Raw genomic sequence first — 19306 nt, 5'->3', positions numbered from 1 at the left:
CCTCTGAAACCGAGGTTTCAAAGCTATGGCAGAGGCCACCGATTGATTATTCAAGACGCGGCAGAACGCCGTCGCCTCATATGGATGGAGGTACGAGGAGGTCGCGAAAAAACTTAGAGATTATTCTTCGTTTATTTCATTTTTGCCTATGGCATTGGTATATATCATCTTTCTCACCACCGCTCCTCGGCCATGTTCTGGCCACCATGGTCAGCGCCGGGACCAGATCATCGAATCCTAACTTGAAAGCCTGTTCGGCCATTCGATCTGGACGCTTACCGGTAAGACGCTTGGCAAAGCGCAGAGGAACACTAAGGACATCGGGCGCCAACACTTCGCAGTACCCGGCAATCGCGGCCTCAGGAAAAGCATTCCCCGTATCTGTCGCATGCGGCGCTCCGAGACGGTACCAGCGCGAAAGTGTACGCGCCCATTGGTCGCCCTCAGAAACGTGGATTAACGGTGACGTGACAATCTGCGTCTTTCCGAGCGCCGGATGGCCTTCCACATTTCCTGCCAGCGACAACTGCGCACCGCTCAAGACAGGCGTCCACTCTTCGAGCCTCGGTGCATCCATATCCGTGCCTTCTGGATCAGGGCCGGCAATCACCGCCCGAAACGCGGTTAGATGAAGTTCAATAAAAGCCCGGAGGCTAACGGCTGCGTGCATGCTCATTTCCTTTAGACAGTCGAACCTGCCCCCCCCCACTGGACGCGGAGGGTCAGAGTTTGAGTTGGTAGGGTGAACGCGCGTGTTCGGCAGTTCGCTTAGCGGCACGGCTGGAGGAGGGGAAACACATAGCTTTGCGAAAACAGTCATTTGAAGCCTTTTCGAAAGGCGAATTTTCCAAGCAGGACATCCCGAAGCGACGGTTCAAATGACTCTTTCGCATGCCCTTTGGGCTTGGAAACAAACTGTTTCCAAGCCCAAAGGGGCGGTTTTCACTGCGTCTAAACGAGCGAACAGGCGACCCGATCCTGGAAACAGGGGTATTCACCTCGGAGAAAGCGAATCGCTGAGCAAAGTTCGCGCTTGGCTTGGAGATCAAGAGTGTCGCGACTGCCACGCATTCGGCCGACATTCATACTCGATTCTCTGACGTGCCTCGTGCGGGGTTTAGGTGTCGGACCTAGCGGTATCTGACTGACAACATTTTTTGGCAGGAATGGGTAATATCGCTGGCAGCGGCGAAACAGGTATTGCTGGATGGCTTTGCTAAGACACGATGATAGTCAGTGGAGGGGACCGGGGCCCAAACGCTGTGTTTAGCGAACGTCCGATCTTCGAGCCCCTCTCAAAAACGAGGCCGACCTTGCCCGATGGCAAGAATGATCCTTCCGGCGGGACAGAGACCCCATCGCACCATTTCTGAGAAAGGAGAAACCGCATTGGCAATCTGGATACAGCGCAGTTCTCGATTGAAAGTGACACTGAAAGGAAGTTCCGCTTAGAGTTCCGGTTCCCATCTAGGGCGGCCATCCATTAACATACTGAAAGGATTTAGCTTAAGAAGCTCTTGGTCGCGAGAACCGGCCCGTTGGGGCCGTTAGGAGTTCCGGTTTCCGACCGCCCCGTCGAGACCCGTTCTGGCGGAAAAATCAGATCTCTACCAAGAAGTAGGAGGGCACGTTGATAGTCGTTGCGTTGAGGCCGGAGGGGGGGGGGGGGAACCTCCCCCCGGTTTGAGGAGCCCTATAATGCCTTTACGAAGCGACCATCCTTCATGATCGCGTTGATGTGCTCCCCCTGCCCGTCAAGTGTTGATTGTCACTGAGAACTGACTGTCATCAGACGCTGGGCATTGCGTAACAAAATGCCGATACGCGAGAACGCCCGGCGGACGGGTTTGTCTCAGAATACGATCAAAAAGTATTTGCGCGAAGGCGCGGTTTGCTGGCATTTACTGCAGCTTTTGCGTCATAACTGACGCGGAGCTCGTTTAAGGGTCACGCCACCGAACCCTGGGTGAATTACGCAGGGCTCGAGTAGCAGGGCAATCATTGGACCGAAATGGTGCGCTTCGATAAGATCGATGTTTTCACATCAGCTCAATACCAAGGGCTCTTCCGATGCAAATCGAAAATCGACTAAGAATTTCGCGAACCTGCGAACGCCAACCCGGCGGTTTTCTGGCCTCCACATGAAACCCAACGGGGCGAGCGGCTCGGTCAGCGGTGAACTAACTTCTTTCAGCGCGCCCGTTTGAATATCAGCCAAGAACACACTACGCGGTAGCAACGCGGCATAACCACAAGACATCAAAAGATCACGGGTTAGACTGGGGATATGCACGTCGATCTGACAAAGCTTCAAGGACGGCCAGTCATGTAGTGCAGCCCTGCTTTCAAGCTTGCTTCGCGCGATTGAGCCCACCCTGTGCAGCATCCAAGTCGCCTCAGAAAGGTCGCGATCGCTTGGGCTTTCACAGGACGTAAGCGGGTGCGAAGGCGCGCAGACAGTGGTCAGGATATCATCGACCAGTTTAACGAATGACCACCCCTCTGGGGCCGCAGCCGGGGCACGCATAAGGATAAGATCGCAGTTATTGTCCAGCGCGTCGCTTATCGAGTTTCCATCGCGCAGCGGAACGATATGAAGCTGGGTGTCGGGGTGCGTGCGGCTGAACGCGGACAGCATGTTCTGAAGCACACCGCCTACGCCGGCAGGACTTGCCGCAATACGAACGACGCCACCTTTCTGCTCCATCTCATTCGCTATCCGCTCGGCCGCATCCCCTAGAATTGACAGAACTTGCTGTGCAGCCGGCAGAAGCTCTGCTCCGGCAGTTGTAAGGGTTACGCCGCGCGCATGGCGCAGGAAAAGCTTCACATCCATCAGGCGTTCTAATTCAGCCACTGTTTGCGACACCGCTGGCTGTGTCATGTTCAACTGAATTGCCGCTTTTCGCATACTGCCAAATTCTGCGAGACCAATCAGAATATGCATATGTCGAAATTTCGCGCGAAGCGTGAAACGGTTAAGCAAGGTAGATGCGTTCACGCTCATGATATGCGTTATCCTTATCGACTATTTTTGTAAGTTATCGCCTGCTAGGGGAGCCTTGCAAGGCAATCTGCGGTACAGCGGGTCATATTGAGATGGCACCCTGTCAATCCATAGGCTCGAGGAGAATGGTTTTGCGGAAGACCTTTGGTATTTTGATGTGTTGTATCTGTCTGCCGAGCGGAGGGTTGCTGGCTGATGTTGGTAAGACCAAAGAGGAATACGCCGCTCTCGGGCGCGCCGCTGCGAAGGCGGGATTTGAAGGGTATGCCTCACTTTGCGATCTTGAAAGGCCCATCCGCAATGTGAATGTTAAACGCGAGCGCAAGCCGCGACCAAGCGGCAAAAATGCACAGCGGCGCCCGACCAATAGGTATGAGTTCAAACCCATCCCGGCCACCCAAGTTTTCGACAATCTTTGGTTTCTCGGCACGCCGTCTGTTACAACTTGGCTGTATGGCACGCCCGAAGGTTATCTACTGATCGACGGGCTGGGAACGGATGAAGATGCGCAAAAGCATGTATTGGGCGCCATGCAAGATGCCGGGCTTGACCCTTCGGCGATTGAAGCAATTTTGGTCACCCACGGGCATGGCGATCACTATGGCGGCGCTGACTACCTTTCTAAGACCCTCAATGTGCCGATATTGATGACACAGGCAGATTGGACGCTCGTCGGCGGGCTTGGCGCACACCCGCGCTTCGGGCCCGCGCCGGAACGGGATAAGACCGTCGAAGACGGGCAGATTTTGGAGTTCGGCAGTTCCTCACTTCAGGTTCATGTGACACCAGGGCATACGCCGGGGACGGTCTCGCCGATATTCACGGTCTACGATGGGGAATACACGCATTCTGCGTTGCTATGGGGCGGGACCGGGTTTAACTTCGGCCCATTCATCGAAGTGTTCGAGGACTACGCGGCCTCAGCGCGAAAGATGCGCCGGCACGCTCAGCGTGCGGATGTAGAGGTTTTCATTTCCGGTCATCCGGGGCGGGACGGCACGGTTAACCGCCTCAAGGAACTGCGCAGCCGCGCGCCGGGCGAGCCCCATCCTTTCGTAAGGCAACATGAAGGCGAGTTGTTCGACGTCTTGGAGAACTGCGCGCTTGCGCAGGCAGAGCGGTTTCGTGCGTCGGACCACAACCGATAAGCAATCTCGATACCCTGGCCCCGCAAATGATGGCACGGCCACGTCGCTGCTCTTGTCCGATTTTTGGTCCCCTAGTAAACGATCCTTAACGGCCCAGGCAGTGCCACAGCGCACGCCCCCAGGCGACGCCTACAATCCAGGATAGAACTATGCGTATTTTCTCACGGGCTTCCCAAGCCCTGTTGTCCACCACAATCCTTTTGACCAATCCAAGCCTGGCGTCGGCGCAGAATGCCGAAAGCTACGATTTGGGGGCCTTGGTCCTGTCTGCCGCGGGGGTGGCTACAGATCCGCTTACGGCACCTGCCAGCGTTACCGTCCTCACCGGCGCCGACCTCGAAGCGGAAAGCTACACCGACCTGACCGATGCGGTCGAAGACGAGGCAGGGGTATTTGTCGACAACAACGACAATATTACCTTCCGCGGACTGCGGGCAGAGGACACTTTGATTTTGATCGATGGGCAGCGGGTGAATACACGCCAGTCGCGCACGAATGGCTCTGGCGGGATGGATCAGCTTTATGTTCCGCCCGCTTCGGCAATTGACCGCATTGAGGTCGTGCGCGGGCCGATGTCCTCGCTTTATGGATCAGAAGCGCTTGGCGGGGTGGTAAATATCATCACCAAACCGGTAGCCGAAGCTTGGACAGGCTCGCTGACTTTTGAAACTTTGGTCCCCGAAAGCTCGGAAGATCGGCGTTCGAACCAAGCCTCATTCTATTTCAGCGGTCCGTTGGTTCGGGATACCGTTGGGCTCAAACTCTGGGGGCGTACGCTGGGGCGCAATAGCAGCACTGATATCGACAGCAGCGACCGGGACCTAACTGATATCAACGCCGTTCTGAATTGGGCCATTGCGCCGGATCATGAACTTTCGCTAAGCTATGGACGCTCGGATACGACCAACGAAGACGAAGGGCTGCGTGGCTCGACAATCGTCTCAACCCTGCGCGATGATGAGCGCGAAACGCTTGGCTTAGGCTATGACGGGCGCCTAGGCGGATGGGACGTGGCAGCCCTATTGGCACGTGAGCAGGCAGAGCGGGCCACGCCCACCTCGTCGGTTGGGCGTATCATCGACTTTGAAACAACGACATTTGACATCAAAGCCTCACAAGAATTGGAGTGGCATGGCCTGCATCAATTCACGATTGGGGGGCAGTATCTGCGCTCTGACCTGACCGACCTGAATCTGGGGTCCACGAACACCAGTCAGCGGTTTGAATTCAGCAATGCTCAAAGCTCATTGTTTGTCGAAGATATCTGGTCCGTTACAGAGCGTTTCGATTTGACGCTAGGTGCCCGTTACACGGAAGACGAACGCTTTGGCGGCAAACTAACGCCGCGGGTTTGGGGGTCGTATGAACTCGCCTCGGGCCTTTACGTCAACGGGGGTATTTCCGGAGGATACAAGACACCGGAACTGCGGGATGCGAATGAAAACTACTACCTGCCGACAAACGGCAGTCGGAGTGGAGACGCAATCCAAGGCAATCCAGATCTCAAGGCCGAGAGCAGCAAGAACTACGAGCTTGGCCTGCGCTTTGATAACGGTCAGACCAAAGTCTCAGCTACGTTGTTTCAGATTGATTTCGACGACAAGATCGACAGCCAACTCGTGACCGTAGGTGGTGCTCCGCAGGGGGGTGATCTTTACCGCTATGTAAACGTCGACAATGTGCGCAACCGGGGGCTTGAATTCATCGCCGGTCACTTTCTGACCAATGATCTTGAGCTTAGTGGCAGTGTTACCCTGCTCGACTCCGAACAGCGCAGCGGCGTATTCGCAGGGCAACCTTTGAACCGCACGCCTGAGACCCAAGCCAAGCTCCGTCTTGATTGGCAGTCGCCTTTGCCAGAACTCGCATTTTGGGGCACGGCGAATTACATTGGCCCATCTTCGTCAGCTTCGCAGGACAGGTCCGGCGCGGTGGTGGTTAGCAACTATGATAGCTACGCCACGGTTGATATCGGTGCGAACTACAGGGTCAATGACCGGGTCAATCTCAGCGGCGCGATCTATAATCTTACAGATCGCGACATCAACAGTGAGGACCATGGCAAAACCCAGAACGGCAGGACGTTCTGGGTCAGTTTAACGACAAAGTTCTAGGCGAGACCGTAGCAAGGCTGTGCAGGGGTTAATCGCCCCCCTGCGCAGCCGGGCTTGGAGCTCCACGCCCCTTCTGCATCACCGCCAAAACGAGGGCGAGCCCCAGACCGATGGCATCAGTCAACCAGCCGCCCGCAATCATCGTAAGGCCAGCCACAATCAGAACCGCCCTGACTGCATTACCTGCGAGGCCGAAGAACCAGCCTTGCACAGCGCAGGACAGTAGGTAGACGCCGATGATCGCCGTGACCGAGATATGGAAAATCTCAAACGCGTTGCCCTGTAACAGCATGGCGGGCGAGTAAAAGAACATATAAGGCACGACAAAGGCTGCGAGACCGATCTTGAAGCTCTCAAAGCTGGTGCGGATAGGGTTCGATCCCGCTAAGGCTGATCCCGCATAGGCGGCAAGGGCAACAGGTGGTGTGATCGCGCTCATGACAGCAAAGTAGAAGATGAAAAGATGCGCGGTCAACGGTGCGACGCCAAGGTTTATGACCCCCGGCGCGATGACACTGGCTGCAACGGCATAGGCTGCTGTCGTTGGCATTCCCATGCCGAGGATGATCGAAACTACCATAGCAAAAAACAGCGCAAGGATCTGACTTTGATCGGCCAAGGTCAGCAGTACCGTCGAAAAGCGCGAACCAATGCCCGTGAGCGCAATCACACCCACGATAATTCCCGCTGTGGCGCAGACAGCCACCAATTGCAGCACCATGCGCGCGCCGCTGTCGAGCGCTTGGAACAATTGTCGTGGCCCCATGCGATGGGGCGTCAACCACGATACTACTGCTGCCGTGATCATCGCCAAAGTGCCACAGCGGATGACTGAATACCCCGCGAACAAAGCGTAAATCAGCACCAAGATCGGCATAAAGAGATAGACCTGCCGGATCAATTTGCCGAGCTTTGGCAGTTGATCTCGTGGAAGGCCCTGCATACCCGACCGTTTGGCTGCAAGGTCCACCATGAAATAGACCGAAATAAAGTACAGCACGGCGGGAATGATCGCGGCATAGACAATCTCCATATAGGAAATGCCGGTAATTTCAGCCATGATAAAGGCGCCCGCTCCCATGATCGGCGGCATGATCTGCCCTCCGGTGGAAGCTGCCGCTTCGACCGCAGCAGAGGTCTGGGGTTTGTAGCCGACCTTCTTCATCATCGGAATAGTAAGAGATCCCGTTGCCACGACGTTGCCCGCCGAAGTGCCATTGATCATGCCCATCAGTCCCGAGGCAAAGATTGCAACTTTTGCGGGTCCGCCACGCCGATGGCCGGCGGCCGCGAATGCAAGGTTGACGAAGTACTCCCCAACGCGGGTTGTCTGCAAAAAAGCCGCGAAAACCACAAACAGAATGATATATGTCGAAGAGATTGCAATTGGTGCGCCCAATACGCCGTTATCGGTAAAGATGTAGGAGAAGAAACGCTTTACGTCATAGCCCCGATGCTCGAAAATTCCGGGCAGCCATGGCCCGGCGAACGCGTAGGCAACAAAGACGCCAGCAATGAACACAAGCGCCAGCCCAGCGACACGGCGGGTCAGTTCAATAATAAGCAAGACTCCGGTGATTGCGGACCACATATCCCCCGGCAAGGCCATGGGCATTCCTGCGCGCAACTGCAGCTGTCTTGCGAAAAAGATTAGATATCCGGTCGCCGCCACAGCCGCTAGGGCAAGCAATGCATCGCCGATTGCAAATCGTGTCCGTTCGACTTGAGGGAAGAACCACCCGTGCAGGATTGCCAGCGCCGTCCCACAACATAGCGGCAGCCCAAAACTCGACATCGCCCACTTTGGCGGTAGCATCTCCCCCATGATCAGGCCATTCACCCAGATAGCGACCACCCCCGCAAAACCAAAAACGATGCCTGCCCCGGCAAGACAAAGAAGCGCGTTGCCTAAAGTCACATAGCCCCGCCGCACGGCGTTCCCCTCGGCGAAAGGCACCGAGCTGAAGAGCAAGAAGCCAAGCACCAGCCCGCCACCGACATGGCTCAACCGATAGGTCCATGTTTCAAGTGGATAAACGTTCATCACAAGGAGGTGGAACACCGTGTAGCCAACGCAAAGCGTAGCAAATAGTGCATTGCGACCACCCCCGAATAGGCGTTGATTGCCAGCGACGGGATCAGCGTCGACATTGGCACGCGCCAATTCCTGCTCCAGATTTGACGGGGCGGCATCGCTTGCCACGCTCCAATCCCGATTGTCGGCCATCGCATTCTCATCCATTCAACAAAATTATAGTGCGTAACGAGAACGGGCGACGGAATGGCCCACCGCCCGCTACCAGTCATGTCACAAAGGGACGATTATTCGATCGTCGGAACGTCGTAACCGTTTTCCTCAAACCAGCGCACAGCGCCTGGATGGAAGGGCACAACCGTGTTGAACTGAACGTTCTCTGGCAGACTGTCTTTCGCGGCCGCGTGATTGGTTTTCATACGGTCATTGTTTTCCATCGCCAGTTTGGTGATCTCATAGGCCAGCGTTTCAGGCATGTCCTCATGCGCGATGGCAAAATTCCACAAAGATGTTGTCTGTAGCGGCTCTGGCTGATCCTCATATGTATTGGCGGGGATGGTAAACTCTGACATCGCAGGTACGATCTCTTTCATCTTGCCCAGGGTCTCCGCATCCATCGACAAGAAGCGAACGTCATTCTCAACTGCAAGCTGGCTATAGGCCCCGGTGGGAAGGCCCGCCGCGTAAACGAATGCATCAATCAACCCGTCTTTCAGTTGGCCAGCCGTATCTGAACCACCGGAGTTCGATACAGTGACGTCATCGTAGCCTTCGGCGTTCTCAAAAAAACGCGTCCAATAGGTTGCTGATGTACCCCCAGCCGGGCCGACGCCCACCCGTTTACTCTGCAGATCTTGGAAGTTCTCAATGTCCGAAGAGGCCAGAACAGCCGCTTGCAGCGGGGTCTGATACATAGGGAAGAGGGCGCGTACTTTTTCATGAGGCACGCCCGGCATCAACGGGCTCTCCCCGCGACGCGCTTCATCAGCGGGCCCAAGAGTTACAAAACCAAGCTGATGCTCACCAGATTCGACAAGAGTGACGTTTTGTACTGGCCCGCCGGTGATTTCCGCGCCCGCATTGATGCCTAGATCTTCGGTGATCATCGCGCCGAAGCCTGAGCCATACCCGAAATATGTGCCGCCTTGGCTACCTGTCCCGATGGTAATGCTGCTGGGCCAATCGGCGCGATCCTGCGCGGCTAGGGGCAATGCCGCCATACAGGCGACCGCAGTCATAAATGCCGTAAACTTCATGGGATTCCTCCTCTTTTTCCTCCCGGATCGCCAATGCATGGCGCATTCCCTTCAGGAAAAATGACCGAAGAGGGCTGCTCAACTCAATTCACAGGCCATTATATTCACAATTGATACAATCAAGCAGTTGCGCTTAGCACCTTCAACTCCCTTTCCAAAACGTTTAAAAGCGCGTCTCGCTGCTCATCGCGTGTATCCCGCGCCCAAGCCGCAGCAAGTATCAATTTCGCCTCTGGCGCGGCGTTTTGTTTCACGAGGGGGATAAAGCGGACCCCCTCCATTCGTAGCCGTGATGTCCACCGCGGAACGATCGCCAGCCCCGCCCCTGCGGCCACCAGATTAACAATGGTTTGCTTTTCCTCGGCAATCTGCGCAATACGCGCAGTCAACCCGGCTGCGAGGAAAAGCTTTATTGTTAGGTCATGTGAATGCGGTCGCGAACGGCGGTCCGGAACAATCAGCGGTTCATCTGCAAGGTCAGTGATCTCGATGCTTGGGAGCTCTGCCAACGGATGGGCCTCGGGCAAGGCAACCACCGGAGTTTCGTGAAAGAGGGTTCGAAAGACAAGACGAGGATCACGCGTATCCGGAGGACGACAAAAAGCAATATCCAGTCCACCGCTAAGCAATTTAGGCAAAAGGTGAATAGTTTTTTGTTCGATCATCTGCAGCTCGATCCGCGGGTGAGCCGCGCGCATCGGGGCGAGAAGTTGCGGAATTAGCCCAGCGGCGGCGCTATCGATTGCGCCCACACGCAGCCCACGGGCCTCGGTGTTCCGAACATTCCGCAGCTTTGACTCAAGGGCTTCGGCCTGGTTGAGAAGTTGCTTGGCATCTTCCAATGCGACGATGCCGGCCTCTGTCAGGATAACTTCGCGCGTGGTCCGCCGGAACAGATCGACGCACAAATGGCTTTCAAGCTGTTTGATCTGACGTCCTAAGGTGGCGGGCAGAATATCGAGTTTTTGAGCGGCCTTGCCAAAATGCAATGTGTCGGCCGCTGCAAGGAAACATCGTAACTGCATCACATTCATGATCCCCTCCCTTATATCCAATCTGTATATAATCACGCCATAATTGTAGTGTCTAACCTTTCCCAGATAGTTTTTCCGTGAATGATCTATGAGGGAAGAGGACCAGGATGACCGGAGTTCAAGAAAAGGACGTCGCCGTTTTGGCACAGGACGGGGCGGCGGAAAGCAGGACCTATCGGATTGCGTCGATCCCTGCTGACGGGATCGGCCCGGAGGTAATTGCCGCCGGGCTTCAGGCACTTGAGGCGCTCGCGCGGCGCGACGGTCGTTTCAGCCTGGACGTTACAGAATTCGATTGGGGCTCTGAGCGTTTCAAGAAGACCGGTGCCTTGATGCCACAGGACGGTCGCGATCAAATCCGGGATTTCGATGCAATCTTTTTTGGAGCGGTTGGCGCTCCTGATGTGCCCGATCATGTTACCCTTTGGGGTTTGCGGCTTCCGATTTGCCAAGGCTTTGATCAATACGCTAATGTGAGACCGACGAAAATCTTACCAGGCATCACATCGCCGCTAACTAATGTCGGCCCCGGTGATCTGGATTGGGTGATTGTACGCGAAAACTCTGAAGGTGAATATTCCGGTAATGGGGGGCGCACACATCAAGGCATGCCCGAGGAAGTCGGAACTGAAGTGTCAATCTTCACCCGCACCGGGGTGACGCGCATAATGCGATACGCTTTCGCCCTTGCTCAATCGCGCCCGCGAAAAATGCTGACCGTAGTTACCAAATCCAACGCGCAACGTTTCGGAATGGTGATGTGGGACGAGATTGCCGCAGAAGTGTCTAAAGAGTTTCCGGATGTGGTTTGGGATAAGATGCTGGTCGACGCCATGACAGTCCGCATGGTCAAGGACCCACGGAGCCTCGATACCATCGTTGCCACGAACCTCCATGCTGATATCCTCAGCGATCTCGCCGGCGCATTGGCCGGCAGTTTGGGTGTCGCACCGACAGGCAACATCGACCCCGAACGCCGTTTCCCTTCGATGTTCGAACCCATTCACGGATCTGCGTTTGATATTACGGGCAAAGGCATTGCCAACCCCGTAGCGACCTTTTGGACAGCAAGCCAAATGCTTGAACATCTGGGCGAGCATGATGCGGCAAAACGGCTTATGCGTGCGGTCGAAAAAGTTTGCGCCGAAGGTGTGCTGACTCCTGATGTCGGCGGAACGGCGACCACCCAAGAGGTCACCGATGCTGTCTGCGACGCGATCCGCGGCGAAAACATCTGAGCCTGAGGATGAGCGACATTTACACGGAAGGCCTGCTGCGGCGGTTGCTAGATGCAGCGATAGCCGCAGCCGATCCCAGCGTGGTCCTGGCCGCCCATTTACCGGAAAAGCCCAAAGGGCGCTGCATTGTCGTCGGCGCGGGTAAGTCTGCGGCCAGCATGGCGCGCGCGGTAGAAAAAGCATGGCCCGATGTCCCGCTATCGGGCGTGGTGGTTACCCGTACCGGCCATAGCTTGCCGACCGAACATATAGAGGTGCGCGAAGCAGCTCATCCGGTTCCCGACGCCGCAGGTGCAAAGGCCGCAGAAGAGATCATGGCACTGGTAGCCGAAGCCGGTCCAGATGATCTGATCCTTGCGCTCATTTCCGGGGGCGGTTCTGCGCTGACGCCGATGCCGAAACCGCCTCTGACCTTCGATGAACTGGTCACCGTGAACAAACGGCTCTTGTCTTCGGGGCTGTCCATCAACGAAATGAACCGTGTACGCCGCAGGCTGTCTCTCATACATGGGGGCGGGCTGGCTCGGGCTGCGGGGAAGTCGCGGATCGTCACACTTGCGATTTCGGACGTACCGGGCGACGACCCTTCTGCGATCGCTTCCGGCCCCACGGTCCCCGATCCGACGCAAGATTGCGATCTAAGCTATCTCCTCGGAAAGTTGGGTCCAGAACTACCAGCCGCGGCAGCGCAGCTATTGTCTGGCGGTCACGAGGAAACTCCTTTGCGGAAAGTAGATTTTAGGCTCATCGCCACCCCGCAAAAGTCGTTGGAAGCCGCAGCCAAGATCGCTGAAGAAAGTGGTGTATCCGCCTTGATCCTTGGGGATGCGATAGAGGGCGAAGCACGCGAGCTCGGCATCGCTATGGCTGGTATTGCGATATCAGCTGCCAAGCACCATAGACCTCTCACGCCCCCGATGGTGGTAATCTCTGGAGGTGAGACGACAGTCACAATCGGGGAAGCGCCCCCGGGTCGCGGGGGGCGGAACATGGAGTTTCTTTTGTCCTTAGCAATAGCGCTAGAGGGGCACCCCCAGATCACCGCAATTGCTGCAGACACCGACGGGATCGACGGGACGGAACCTGCGGCCGGCGCGCTGATCACGCCAACCTTTTTAGCCGAAGCGAAATTAAGGGGCCTGTCGCCGCGTGATCAGCTACAAAATCATGATAGCTATACGATCCTCGAGCAGCTTGGCGCGCTTGTGGTGACAGGACCGACACTCACGAATGTGAACGATTTCAGGGCGGTGCTGGTCACCTAAAACAGCGTCCAACGCAGCCGGTTCGGCGCTGAAGCGACCCCTTGTGATGAACTGCAAGTTGACGAATATTGAAATGACTGGCGAGAAAACCGGTTAAATTGTAGGCGGTCTGGCAATGGTTGGCAAACCACCGTTCCTCCGAGATATTCTTAACTGCAATGCAGACTGCGTCCGCAGCAAATGGTTGCAAGGTTCGCATTTAGCATACCTCAATTCATAGTGCAGCGAAGGGCTGTTCTCCCCCCTACTTACGAATGCTGCACGTGGCTTGAATGTCAGCTATGGTCCTGTCTCTATTTCAATCACCGGGTTCATCGGCCGATCGTATTATGAGATTTCCTTCTAGTGAAAAGCTGAACCGGTCCCTCGCCGCTGCGCTCGAACACACCTTTGACTTCGAGGTCGGGCTGCACTGCCTTCAGCCACCATCCGGCCCTCTTACCGCCCGGAAACAATTCCTGTGACAGGTTCGGCAACAGCGCAGCCTTAGTCTCGGCTACGAACATATCAGGGGCCTCGGTTGGCAGCACCGGAAGCAACGTATCGCGCATGGCTGCGAACTTCGTCTTGTCAACTCCGTGGACGTGACGCGGTAACGTGATGCTCTCGATCTCGATTTTCCTGTCAGCGTTAGACATTGATCTCTCCGGTGTTTGGCGTCTTTGGGTTGCGGAACCCCATGGCGACCCAGGCGCCGAAGAGTTTGGCGAAGAAGCCAAGGCTCTGATTCTTTGCGTTGGGAATGTCGTCTGGCAGCGTGGCTCCCACCGGGAGGTCGGAGGCCATGGTGCGCATCGTGGGCTCTGGCTTTGTGCCAGGCGGCCAAAGTCCACTGTAGAGACTCGGCCAGTGTCCGCCTTTAAACTCCAGATAGAATGGCGTGTTGCAACAAGTGGCGATCACCCGCGTGCTGGGGGCCTTGGGCGACAGGCGGAACCCGGCCAGGTTGGCGGCTCCCGCAAGGAAACGCACGCGATCCTTGCGATACATGACAAAGGGCGTCGTGCCGTAATCGGTCAACGTCGGGGGTGCGCCCTCAAGACCCTGCATCCTCCCCGCCGCCTCGCGGCAGGAATTGCAGCAGCATTCGACGCTTGCGATGGGACTCCCCTCAACTTCAAGTTGGATCTGGCCACAGGCACATCCAATCTGTGTTGCCTCACCCATGCGTTGGCTCGTTCGCGGCAGCCGCTTCGAGGGCGGCAATGTCGATCTTCTGCATCTGCATCATCGCCTCGCTCACGCGGCTCATCACACCTGGTTCCTCGCTGGCCACCAGGTCCGGCATTCGCTCCGGCACGATCTGCCAAGACACGCCGAAGCGGTCTACGATGCAACCACACCGTCCTGCCTCGCCGCCTTTCGCCGTCCGCGCGGCCTAGAGCCGGTCCGTTTCATCCTGATCCTCGGTCAGCACAGAGATCGATGCGGCGGGCGTCAGCTTGTGATGCGGCCCAGCGGTCAAGATCATCATAGGCGCATCTGTCAGCGTGAACTCGACAACCATCGGGTCGTCCGGTTGGCCGTTTTCGCGCTCGGCCTCAATCCTGCTGTTTGGTATAAACGTTACGTATTCCTGCGCGGCAGCATGTCCGCCCTTCTCAAACCAGAAGCAGGTCCGCACTTTCGAGGCATGTTCCATGCAAAATTCCTCCATTGCTCTCGTGGTTGGGGCGGCTCAGCTTTCAAGCCGGGCGGCCACATCAACATTCAGCCGCGCTTGCTTTCGACGTAGGTACTGAAATTGTTTAAGATCGCCTGCCAACCGTCGCGCTGCATCTCGATCGGGTTCTGCGCCTCGGCGTCGAAGGTGGTCACGACATGCGTGTTTCCGCCGCTTCCGGTAAATGTTGTGCGGGACTTACGGCCGTCGTCAAGGATCAGCATGAGTGACTTGTGCGGCGTGATCTCCTTGTAAGTGCCCTCGAAGTCGAAACCCATGCTTCCGTCCTTCGCCTCCATACGGGCGACCTGCTTGCCACCGGGGCGCAGATCCACTTCGGCGCGCGGGCAGCACCAATCATCGTTTGCGAAATTCCACTGCATGATGTCGTCTGGGGTGGTGTAGGCGCTCCACACCTCTTCAACGGAGACGGCAACTGTCGTTTCTACGGTGATGCGCTGGTTGGTCATGTTGATTTCTCCTTGTAGCTGGTTTCAGAGGTATTTTGTTCCACCCCGAACAGACCGCGCACATACCGGATGAGGTGAGCAACGCTTTCGCGGGCGTGGTCCGGGTCTCCGGTGGCCTTGGCGAGGATGAACCCACCCTGAAGCACCGCTTGCGTGTGGCGGGCAAGGCTCTCAGCAGTCCAGTCAGCGTCGATGTTATGTTGCTTGCGCGCCGCTTCGATGTCGGCCTCCAGCGTGGCGGCATGGCCGAAAATGCTGGCGGCGCAGGCATCCCGGATCGCGGGCGCGCTATCATGCACCTCCTGCACCATGGTGCCGACGAGACAGGTGTATTCAAACGTTTCACCGCCGATGATCTCTTTGCGGAAATCGAGATAGGTCAGAACTCGGTCCAGTGGATCGTCTGGCTCATGGTAACGGGCGCTGGCAAAGAGTGCGCTGGTTGTCTCGGCCCAAAAATTTGCTGCCGCCACGCCAAGCGCGTCCTTCGTCTTGAAGTGATGGAAGAACGCACCCTTCGTGACACCGGCCGACTGGCAGAGATCATCTACTGAGGTCGCTGCGAACCCCTTGCGGCGGATTACGTCCCGCGCGGCTTCCAAAAGGCGTGTGCGGGCGTCGCCGCGTTCGGGGGATTGTTTGGTTGGTCTTGGCATATCTCAAGCATACCATACGGTTGGTATGAAATCTATAATCTCAAACATGACAAGCCCCGGCGACGCCAAAGGTCGCCGCTTGTGGACTTGAAATCGATATTAGGCCGCGTCCGAAGCAGACTATTCAACTATAGCGGCGAAGGGCAGCATGCCCCCCCATGCTCGTTGCAGCTAACAGCGGCTTCGAGCCCAAACCGGACACTCACATCCCCTTTCGACGCCACAGCACGGCTTCAACAGATCGGCCATCTGTCAATTCGGCAACGCCGCGTGAGAGAAACCTATCGCCAAGATTACGCTGCGCTCCCGCAAACACCCATACATGAATGGATAATTAGGCCGAAAGACGTGCGTATGCAGACACCTGCCCTCCGCGTTGCGCCTCGCTAAACCGTGGCTTTTCCATCTGCGCACAGAGGTTGTGTGAAAACAACGGAATGTGCTGGCGGCGAAGTCTTGATATCGGAAACCCAGTCAAGACATGCGAGGGTCCGATGATATCAAACACAACCGCCAGCTACGGGCGCGTCGCCCGTTTTTTCCATTGGAGCATCGCGCTCCTGGTGCTGTCAGACATAGCACTTGGATTGATCGGGAAGTTCACGCCGCGCAGTGGCGATACCGTTGCTTTCCTTCAGCTGTTATATTCGACCCATAAGACGATCGGCGTGACGATCTTGGCTTTGGCAGTATTGCGGGTCGGCTGGGCAATCTCGCAACCGCGTCCCGTGCCTCTCCACCCCGAACGGCGCCTCGAAACCTTCGCCGCGGACACGGCGCATTGGGTGCTCTACGCCGCCATCTTCGTGCTCCCGCTTTCCGGCTGGGTGATCCATTCGGCCGAAGTGGGATTTGCGCCAATCTGGTGGCCCTTCCCCCAAAGCTTGCCGTTTATTCCAAAATCGGAGCGCCTGGCCGGTGCGGCAGCCAATGTTCACTGGATTGCGGGGATCGTTTTGGCAACGATGCTCGCGGCGCATATTGGCGGCGCAATCAAACACGCGCTGATTGACCGCGATGGCACCTTGGCCCGCATGTGGAACGGACGGGCTGCCGGCAAGGCGGCCACTCACCCCGGCAAGACGGCCTCCGTTCTCGCCGCAATAGGGATCTGGACCTTTGCAATCGGCGGCGCCCTGACCGTGTTTGCCCCCGCTCACAACGTGGAAGCCGCGTCACAATTCCCTGCTAAACAGACCGAAGGATGGGTCGTGCAGGACGGCAGCCTGTCGATCACAATCAAGCAAATGGGGGCCGAGGTCACCGGCGGATTTGCCAATTGGCAGGCTGAGATCAAGTATGATGAAGTAACCGGTACAGGCACCGTTAAGACGGTGATCGATACGACCTCCCTTACACTTGGGTCCGTGACGGACCAGGCGAAAGGCCCCGAGTTCTTCTATGTCGCCGCCCATGATACCGCCGTGTTTCAGGGCGACATCGTGCAAATCGGCGGACCGAAGCACCAAGCCTCCGGCTCCCTGACACTGGTCGGGCAGAGTGTTCCCGTCACGCTCGACTTCGATCTCGAGGTGACAGGACGCACGGCCAAAGCCTCGGGCGGCACGGTTCTGGACCGCCGTGACTTCGGCATGGGAGTGGCCTACCCGGACGAAAGCTCTGTCGGGTTTGCCGTGGAGGTCCGGATAGAACTGGTGGCAACTAAGCCAGAATAGACCCTGCACCATCGAGACGAAAAAAGGGCCGCGCGAGTAATCGCGCGACCCTTGTGGTAAAGTAAGAGGCTTCGATTATTTAGCGGGCACCATTGCTTCGATCGAGATATCGATCGCAACCTCATCCCCGACAAACGGGGCGAACTGGCCCATGTCGAAATCCGAGCGCAGCAGCGTGGTTGTCGCGTCAAATCCGGCCCAGGGGCGATTTTCCATCGGGTGATCGCCCAACTGGTTCAGTGTGGCGTCCAAAACGACAGACTTCGTAATGCCGTTCATGGTCAGATCGCCGGTGATCTTTCCGGTCTCTTCGCCGGTTATTTCGATCGACGTTGAGGTGAATGTCACCAAGGGATTCGCTTCGGCGCCGAAGAAATCTTCGCTCAGAAAATGCGCTTCGCGGGCGGGCCAGCCGGTGATGAGGCTCTTGGCGGGAAATGAAACAGAGACGCTCGATGCTGCCGGGTCTTCTTGGTCCAGCTCGATACTGCCCTCGAACCCAGAGAACATGCCTGTGGTGGTCGAGAAACCCAAGTGATTATAGCTGAACACGATCTGGCTATGGGATGGATCGAGCACATAGGTCATCGTTTCAGCCTGCGCCGCAGTCGCGAGTGTTGCGCCCATTGCCGTCGTAAGAAGGAAGTTCTTCATCTGAATCTATTTCTCCGTTTGAGATGCATACGTCACGTCAGATGCACCTAAATCAGACGCGAAAATACGCAACTCTCTACCTTCAAACACACTCTGTGCGTTATCGAACAGCGTGCGGAATGTTTACCAGCAGGCACAAAGATATCTGCCCAGAGAAGCCCTGAGTTCCATCTCGAAGACTTCGAATGGCGCCTCAAGCCGTAATCTCACAAGTCTTGAATAGATTAAACAATTACCCCTGGATGGTTGCACATTATCCCGATCCCGGCGTTGTTCCGCGGTCGGGTTGAAAGGCTGTTTATGATAGAATGGCGATGAAGCGCATAGAGCGGCTCGCTTTGCCGCAAAGGCTAACGGGAATATATGGCCATCTCTTCTTTGCCGCGCTCAACAACATGCTAAAATGGAACCACCGCACCAATGCCTTAGAAAAGCATCGTTTTCGGCCCTTACCGGACCCCCAGTTATTTACCAAACTTTGCACGATCGCGTTCCAAAGCAGTCATTCCTGCATCATGAAACAAATCACCGATCGTTTGTCTGAAGGACAGGTAACGCTACTCACCTTCGCATCAGCGGATATATCGACCGCGACTCACTTGATAAGGGCCTTAACCAAAAGCGTTGCTGCTGCCGCAAGATAAATGCTTTCGCCGTCGGCGACGTAGATTTCGTTGCGACCGGGGCGCGGAAGGCCGCGAGCGCGCCAATTTTTGACCACGACGACCTCCTGTTTTCTGAACCGGTGGCCGACTGCATGCCGATGCCGTTGCCGTTTTACGATTTTCACGTTAGCGCCGTGCTTATCGACACTGTGATTGACAACTGTTCTGTCTGCCACTGCGGCGCCCGGCAGGACAGCAGTTGTAGCCATTGCCAAGGCGAGAACAGTTGCGCATCGTTTCATCCGGTTCTGCATTTGGTCGCTCCTAATTTCTATCTGGCTATTTAACGTTTGCTGCGCCTGTTTCTGTCGCTGCAACCGAGAGATTGTTTGCCATCACCCGCATAGTGGCGCGTGGTCTATGGCGCCCCCGTCTCGGCTGGGGGCAGGGATGCAAATGCGATCGGTGTCTCCATCGCGCCCGGG

The 19306-nt window shown here is 56.4% G+C and carries 17 protein-coding genes; 5 read left to right on the top strand and 12 right to left on the bottom strand.

Annotation, left to right across the window (positions count from 1 at the left end; genetic code table 11):
• Positions 1-136: 136 nt before the first annotated feature.
• Together J7392_RS08120 and J7392_RS08115 are read right to left on the bottom strand one after the other, a co-directional pair.
• Positions 137-670, bottom strand: a complete 534-nt coding sequence (locus J7392_RS08120; RefSeq protein WP_209217092.1) for a DUF6634 family protein — start codon at positions 668-670, stop codon at positions 137-139.
• 1374 nt (positions 671-2044) lie between these two features.
• Complete coding sequence (locus J7392_RS08115) at positions 2045-3007, bottom strand: LysR family transcriptional regulator (RefSeq protein WP_209217091.1); 963 nt, start codon at positions 3005-3007, stop codon at positions 2045-2047.
• Between the two features lie 131 nt (positions 3008-3138).
• On the opposite strand from J7392_RS08115, the gene J7392_RS08110 reads away from it, so the two are divergent.
• Together J7392_RS08110 and J7392_RS08105 are read left to right on the top strand one after the other, a co-directional pair.
• Positions 3139-4155: an MBL fold metallo-hydrolase gene (locus tag J7392_RS08110; protein ID WP_209217090.1), complete on the top strand. Its 1017-nt coding sequence runs from the start codon at positions 3139-3141 to the stop codon at positions 4153-4155.
• Between the two features lie 149 nt (positions 4156-4304).
• Positions 4305-6269 (top strand): TonB-dependent receptor, encoded by a 1965-nt coding sequence (locus tag J7392_RS08105; protein ID WP_209217089.1) that lies wholly within the window; start codon positions 4305-4307, stop codon positions 6267-6269.
• 28 nt (positions 6270-6297) lie between these two features.
• On the opposite strand, the gene J7392_RS08100 is transcribed toward J7392_RS08105, so the two are convergent.
• The 3 genes from J7392_RS08100 to J7392_RS08090 form a co-directional block, all read right to left on the bottom strand.
• Positions 6298-8496, bottom strand: a complete 2199-nt coding sequence (locus J7392_RS08100) for a TRAP transporter permease (protein WP_209217088.1) — start codon at positions 8494-8496, stop codon at positions 6298-6300.
• Positions 8497-8591: 95 nt separating this feature from the next.
• A complete protein-coding gene (locus J7392_RS08095) occupies positions 8592-9599 on the bottom strand; it encodes a TAXI family TRAP transporter solute-binding subunit (protein ID WP_247744507.1) in 1008 nt (335 codons plus the stop codon).
• 80 nt (positions 9600-9679) lie between these two features.
• The gene (locus J7392_RS08090) at positions 9680-10594 is read right to left on the bottom strand and encodes a LysR family transcriptional regulator (protein WP_247744506.1); all 915 of its coding nucleotides are present in this window, start codon (positions 10592-10594) and stop codon (positions 9680-9682) included.
• Between the two features lie 107 nt (positions 10595-10701).
• On the opposite strand from J7392_RS08090, the gene J7392_RS08085 reads away from it, so the two are divergent.
• Positions 10702-11832 (top strand): tartrate dehydrogenase, encoded by a 1131-nt coding sequence (locus tag J7392_RS08085; protein ID WP_209217087.1) that lies wholly within the window; start codon positions 10702-10704, stop codon positions 11830-11832.
• An 8-nt stretch (positions 11833-11840) separates the two neighbouring features.
• Complete coding sequence (locus tag J7392_RS08080) at positions 11841-13097, top strand: glycerate kinase (protein ID WP_209217086.1); 1257 nt, start codon at positions 11841-11843, stop codon at positions 13095-13097.
• A 311-nt stretch (positions 13098-13408) separates the two neighbouring features.
• Here J7392_RS08080 and J7392_RS08075 read toward each other — a convergent pair whose 3' ends face one another.
• From J7392_RS08075 to J7392_RS08055, 5 genes are all read right to left on the bottom strand, one after another.
• Positions 13409-13735 (bottom strand): hypothetical protein, encoded by a 327-nt coding sequence (locus tag J7392_RS08075; RefSeq protein ID WP_209217085.1) that lies wholly within the window; start codon positions 13733-13735, stop codon positions 13409-13411.
• Positions 13728-14264: a hypothetical protein gene (locus J7392_RS08070; RefSeq protein ID WP_209217084.1), complete on the bottom strand. Its 537-nt coding sequence runs from the start codon at positions 14262-14264 to the stop codon at positions 13728-13730. Before J7392_RS08070 ends, J7392_RS08075 begins: the two co-directional genes overlap by 8 nt.
• A 211-nt stretch (positions 14265-14475) precedes the next feature.
• Entirely contained in the window at positions 14476-14739 is a 264-nt protein-coding gene (locus J7392_RS24195; protein ID WP_348540693.1) for a VOC family protein, read from the bottom strand.
• A 68-nt stretch (positions 14740-14807) separates the two neighbouring features.
• Complete coding sequence (locus tag J7392_RS08060) at positions 14808-15230, bottom strand: SRPBCC family protein (protein ID WP_209217083.1); 423 nt, start codon at positions 15228-15230, stop codon at positions 14808-14810.
• Positions 15227-15886, bottom strand: a complete 660-nt coding sequence (locus tag J7392_RS08055; RefSeq protein WP_209217082.1) for a TetR/AcrR family transcriptional regulator — start codon at positions 15884-15886, stop codon at positions 15227-15229. Before J7392_RS08055 ends, J7392_RS08060 begins: the two co-directional genes overlap by 4 nt.
• A gap of 494 nt (positions 15887-16380) precedes the next feature.
• Here J7392_RS08055 and J7392_RS08050 point away from each other — a divergent pair, with 494 nt between their 5' ends.
• Positions 16381-17562 carry a cytochrome b/b6 domain-containing protein gene (locus J7392_RS08050; protein ID WP_209217081.1) on the top strand — a complete coding sequence of 394 codons (1182 nt, stop codon included), beginning with the start codon at positions 16381-16383 and terminating at the stop codon, positions 17560-17562.
• 75 nt (positions 17563-17637) lie between these two features.
• On the opposite strand, the gene J7392_RS08045 is transcribed toward J7392_RS08050, so the two are convergent.
• Both J7392_RS08045 and J7392_RS08040 read right to left on the bottom strand, forming a co-directional pair.
• The gene (locus J7392_RS08045; RefSeq protein ID WP_209217080.1) at positions 17638-18216 is read right to left on the bottom strand and encodes a YceI family protein; all 579 of its coding nucleotides are present in this window, start codon (positions 18214-18216) and stop codon (positions 17638-17640) included.
• Positions 18217-18811: 595 nt separating this feature from the next.
• Positions 18812-19135 carry an RcnB family protein gene (locus J7392_RS08040; RefSeq protein WP_209217079.1) on the bottom strand — a complete coding sequence of 108 codons (324 nt, stop codon included), beginning with the start codon at positions 19133-19135 and terminating at the stop codon, positions 18812-18814.
• Between the last annotated feature and the right edge of the window lie 171 nt (positions 19136-19306).

It is taken from the genome of Sulfitobacter sp. R18_1 (assembly GCF_017743915.1).
GTDB classification, from domain to species: domain Bacteria; phylum Pseudomonadota; class Alphaproteobacteria; order Rhodobacterales; family Rhodobacteraceae; genus Sulfitobacter; species Sulfitobacter faviae.
Note: the sequence above shows the minus strand (reverse complement) of the source record. Positions and strands in the feature narration are given on the sequence as shown.

What these genes read in the sequence shown, in the direction of transcription:
- J7392_RS08085 (WP_209217087.1), top strand. Translation starts at nt 10,702, where the DNA reads ATGACCGGAGTTCAAGAAAAGGACGTCGCCGTTTTGGCACAGGACGGG.
- J7392_RS08080 (WP_209217086.1), top strand. Translation starts at nt 11,841, where the DNA reads ATGAGCGACATTTACACGGAAGGCCTGCTGCGGCGGTTGCTAGATGCA.
- J7392_RS08105 (WP_209217089.1), top strand. Translation starts at nt 4,305, where the DNA reads ATGCGTATTTTCTCACGGGCTTCCCAAGCCCTGTTGTCCACCACAATC.
- J7392_RS08070 (WP_209217084.1), bottom strand. Translation starts at nt 14,264, where the DNA reads ATGGGTGAGGCAACACAGATTGGATGTGCCTGTGGCCAGATCCAACTT.
- J7392_RS08095 (WP_247744507.1), bottom strand. Translation starts at nt 9,599, where the DNA reads ATGCATTGGCGATCCGGGAGGAAAAAGAGGAGGAATCCCATGAAGTTT.
- J7392_RS08055 (WP_209217082.1), bottom strand. Translation starts at nt 15,886, where the DNA reads ATGCCAAGACCAACCAAACAATCCCCCGAACGCGGCGACGCCCGCACA.
- J7392_RS08040 (WP_209217079.1), bottom strand. Translation starts at nt 19,135, where the DNA reads ATGCAGAACCGGATGAAACGATGCGCAACTGTTCTCGCCTTGGCAATG.
- J7392_RS08050 (WP_209217081.1), top strand. Translation starts at nt 16,381, where the DNA reads ATGATATCAAACACAACCGCCAGCTACGGGCGCGTCGCCCGTTTTTTC.
- J7392_RS08060 (WP_209217083.1), bottom strand. Translation starts at nt 15,230, where the DNA reads ATGACCAACCAGCGCATCACCGTAGAAACGACAGTTGCCGTCTCCGTT.
- J7392_RS08120 (WP_209217092.1), bottom strand. Translation starts at nt 670, where the DNA reads ATGCACGCAGCCGTTAGCCTCCGGGCTTTTATTGAACTTCATCTAACC.
- J7392_RS08075 (WP_209217085.1), bottom strand. Translation starts at nt 13,735, where the DNA reads ATGTCTAACGCTGACAGGAAAATCGAGATCGAGAGCATCACGTTACCG.
- J7392_RS08090 (WP_247744506.1), bottom strand. Translation starts at nt 10,594, where the DNA reads ATGAATGTGATGCAGTTACGATGTTTCCTTGCAGCGGCCGACACATTG.
- J7392_RS24195 (WP_348540693.1), bottom strand. Translation starts at nt 14,739, where the DNA reads ATGGAACATGCCTCGAAAGTGCGGACCTGCTTCTGGTTTGAGAAGGGC.
- J7392_RS08100 (WP_209217088.1), bottom strand. Translation starts at nt 8,496, where the DNA reads ATGGCCGACAATCGGGATTGGAGCGTGGCAAGCGATGCCGCCCCGTCA.
- J7392_RS08045 (WP_209217080.1), bottom strand. Translation starts at nt 18,216, where the DNA reads ATGAAGAACTTCCTTCTTACGACGGCAATGGGCGCAACACTCGCGACT.
- J7392_RS08115 (WP_209217091.1), bottom strand. Translation starts at nt 3,007, where the DNA reads ATGAGCGTGAACGCATCTACCTTGCTTAACCGTTTCACGCTTCGCGCG.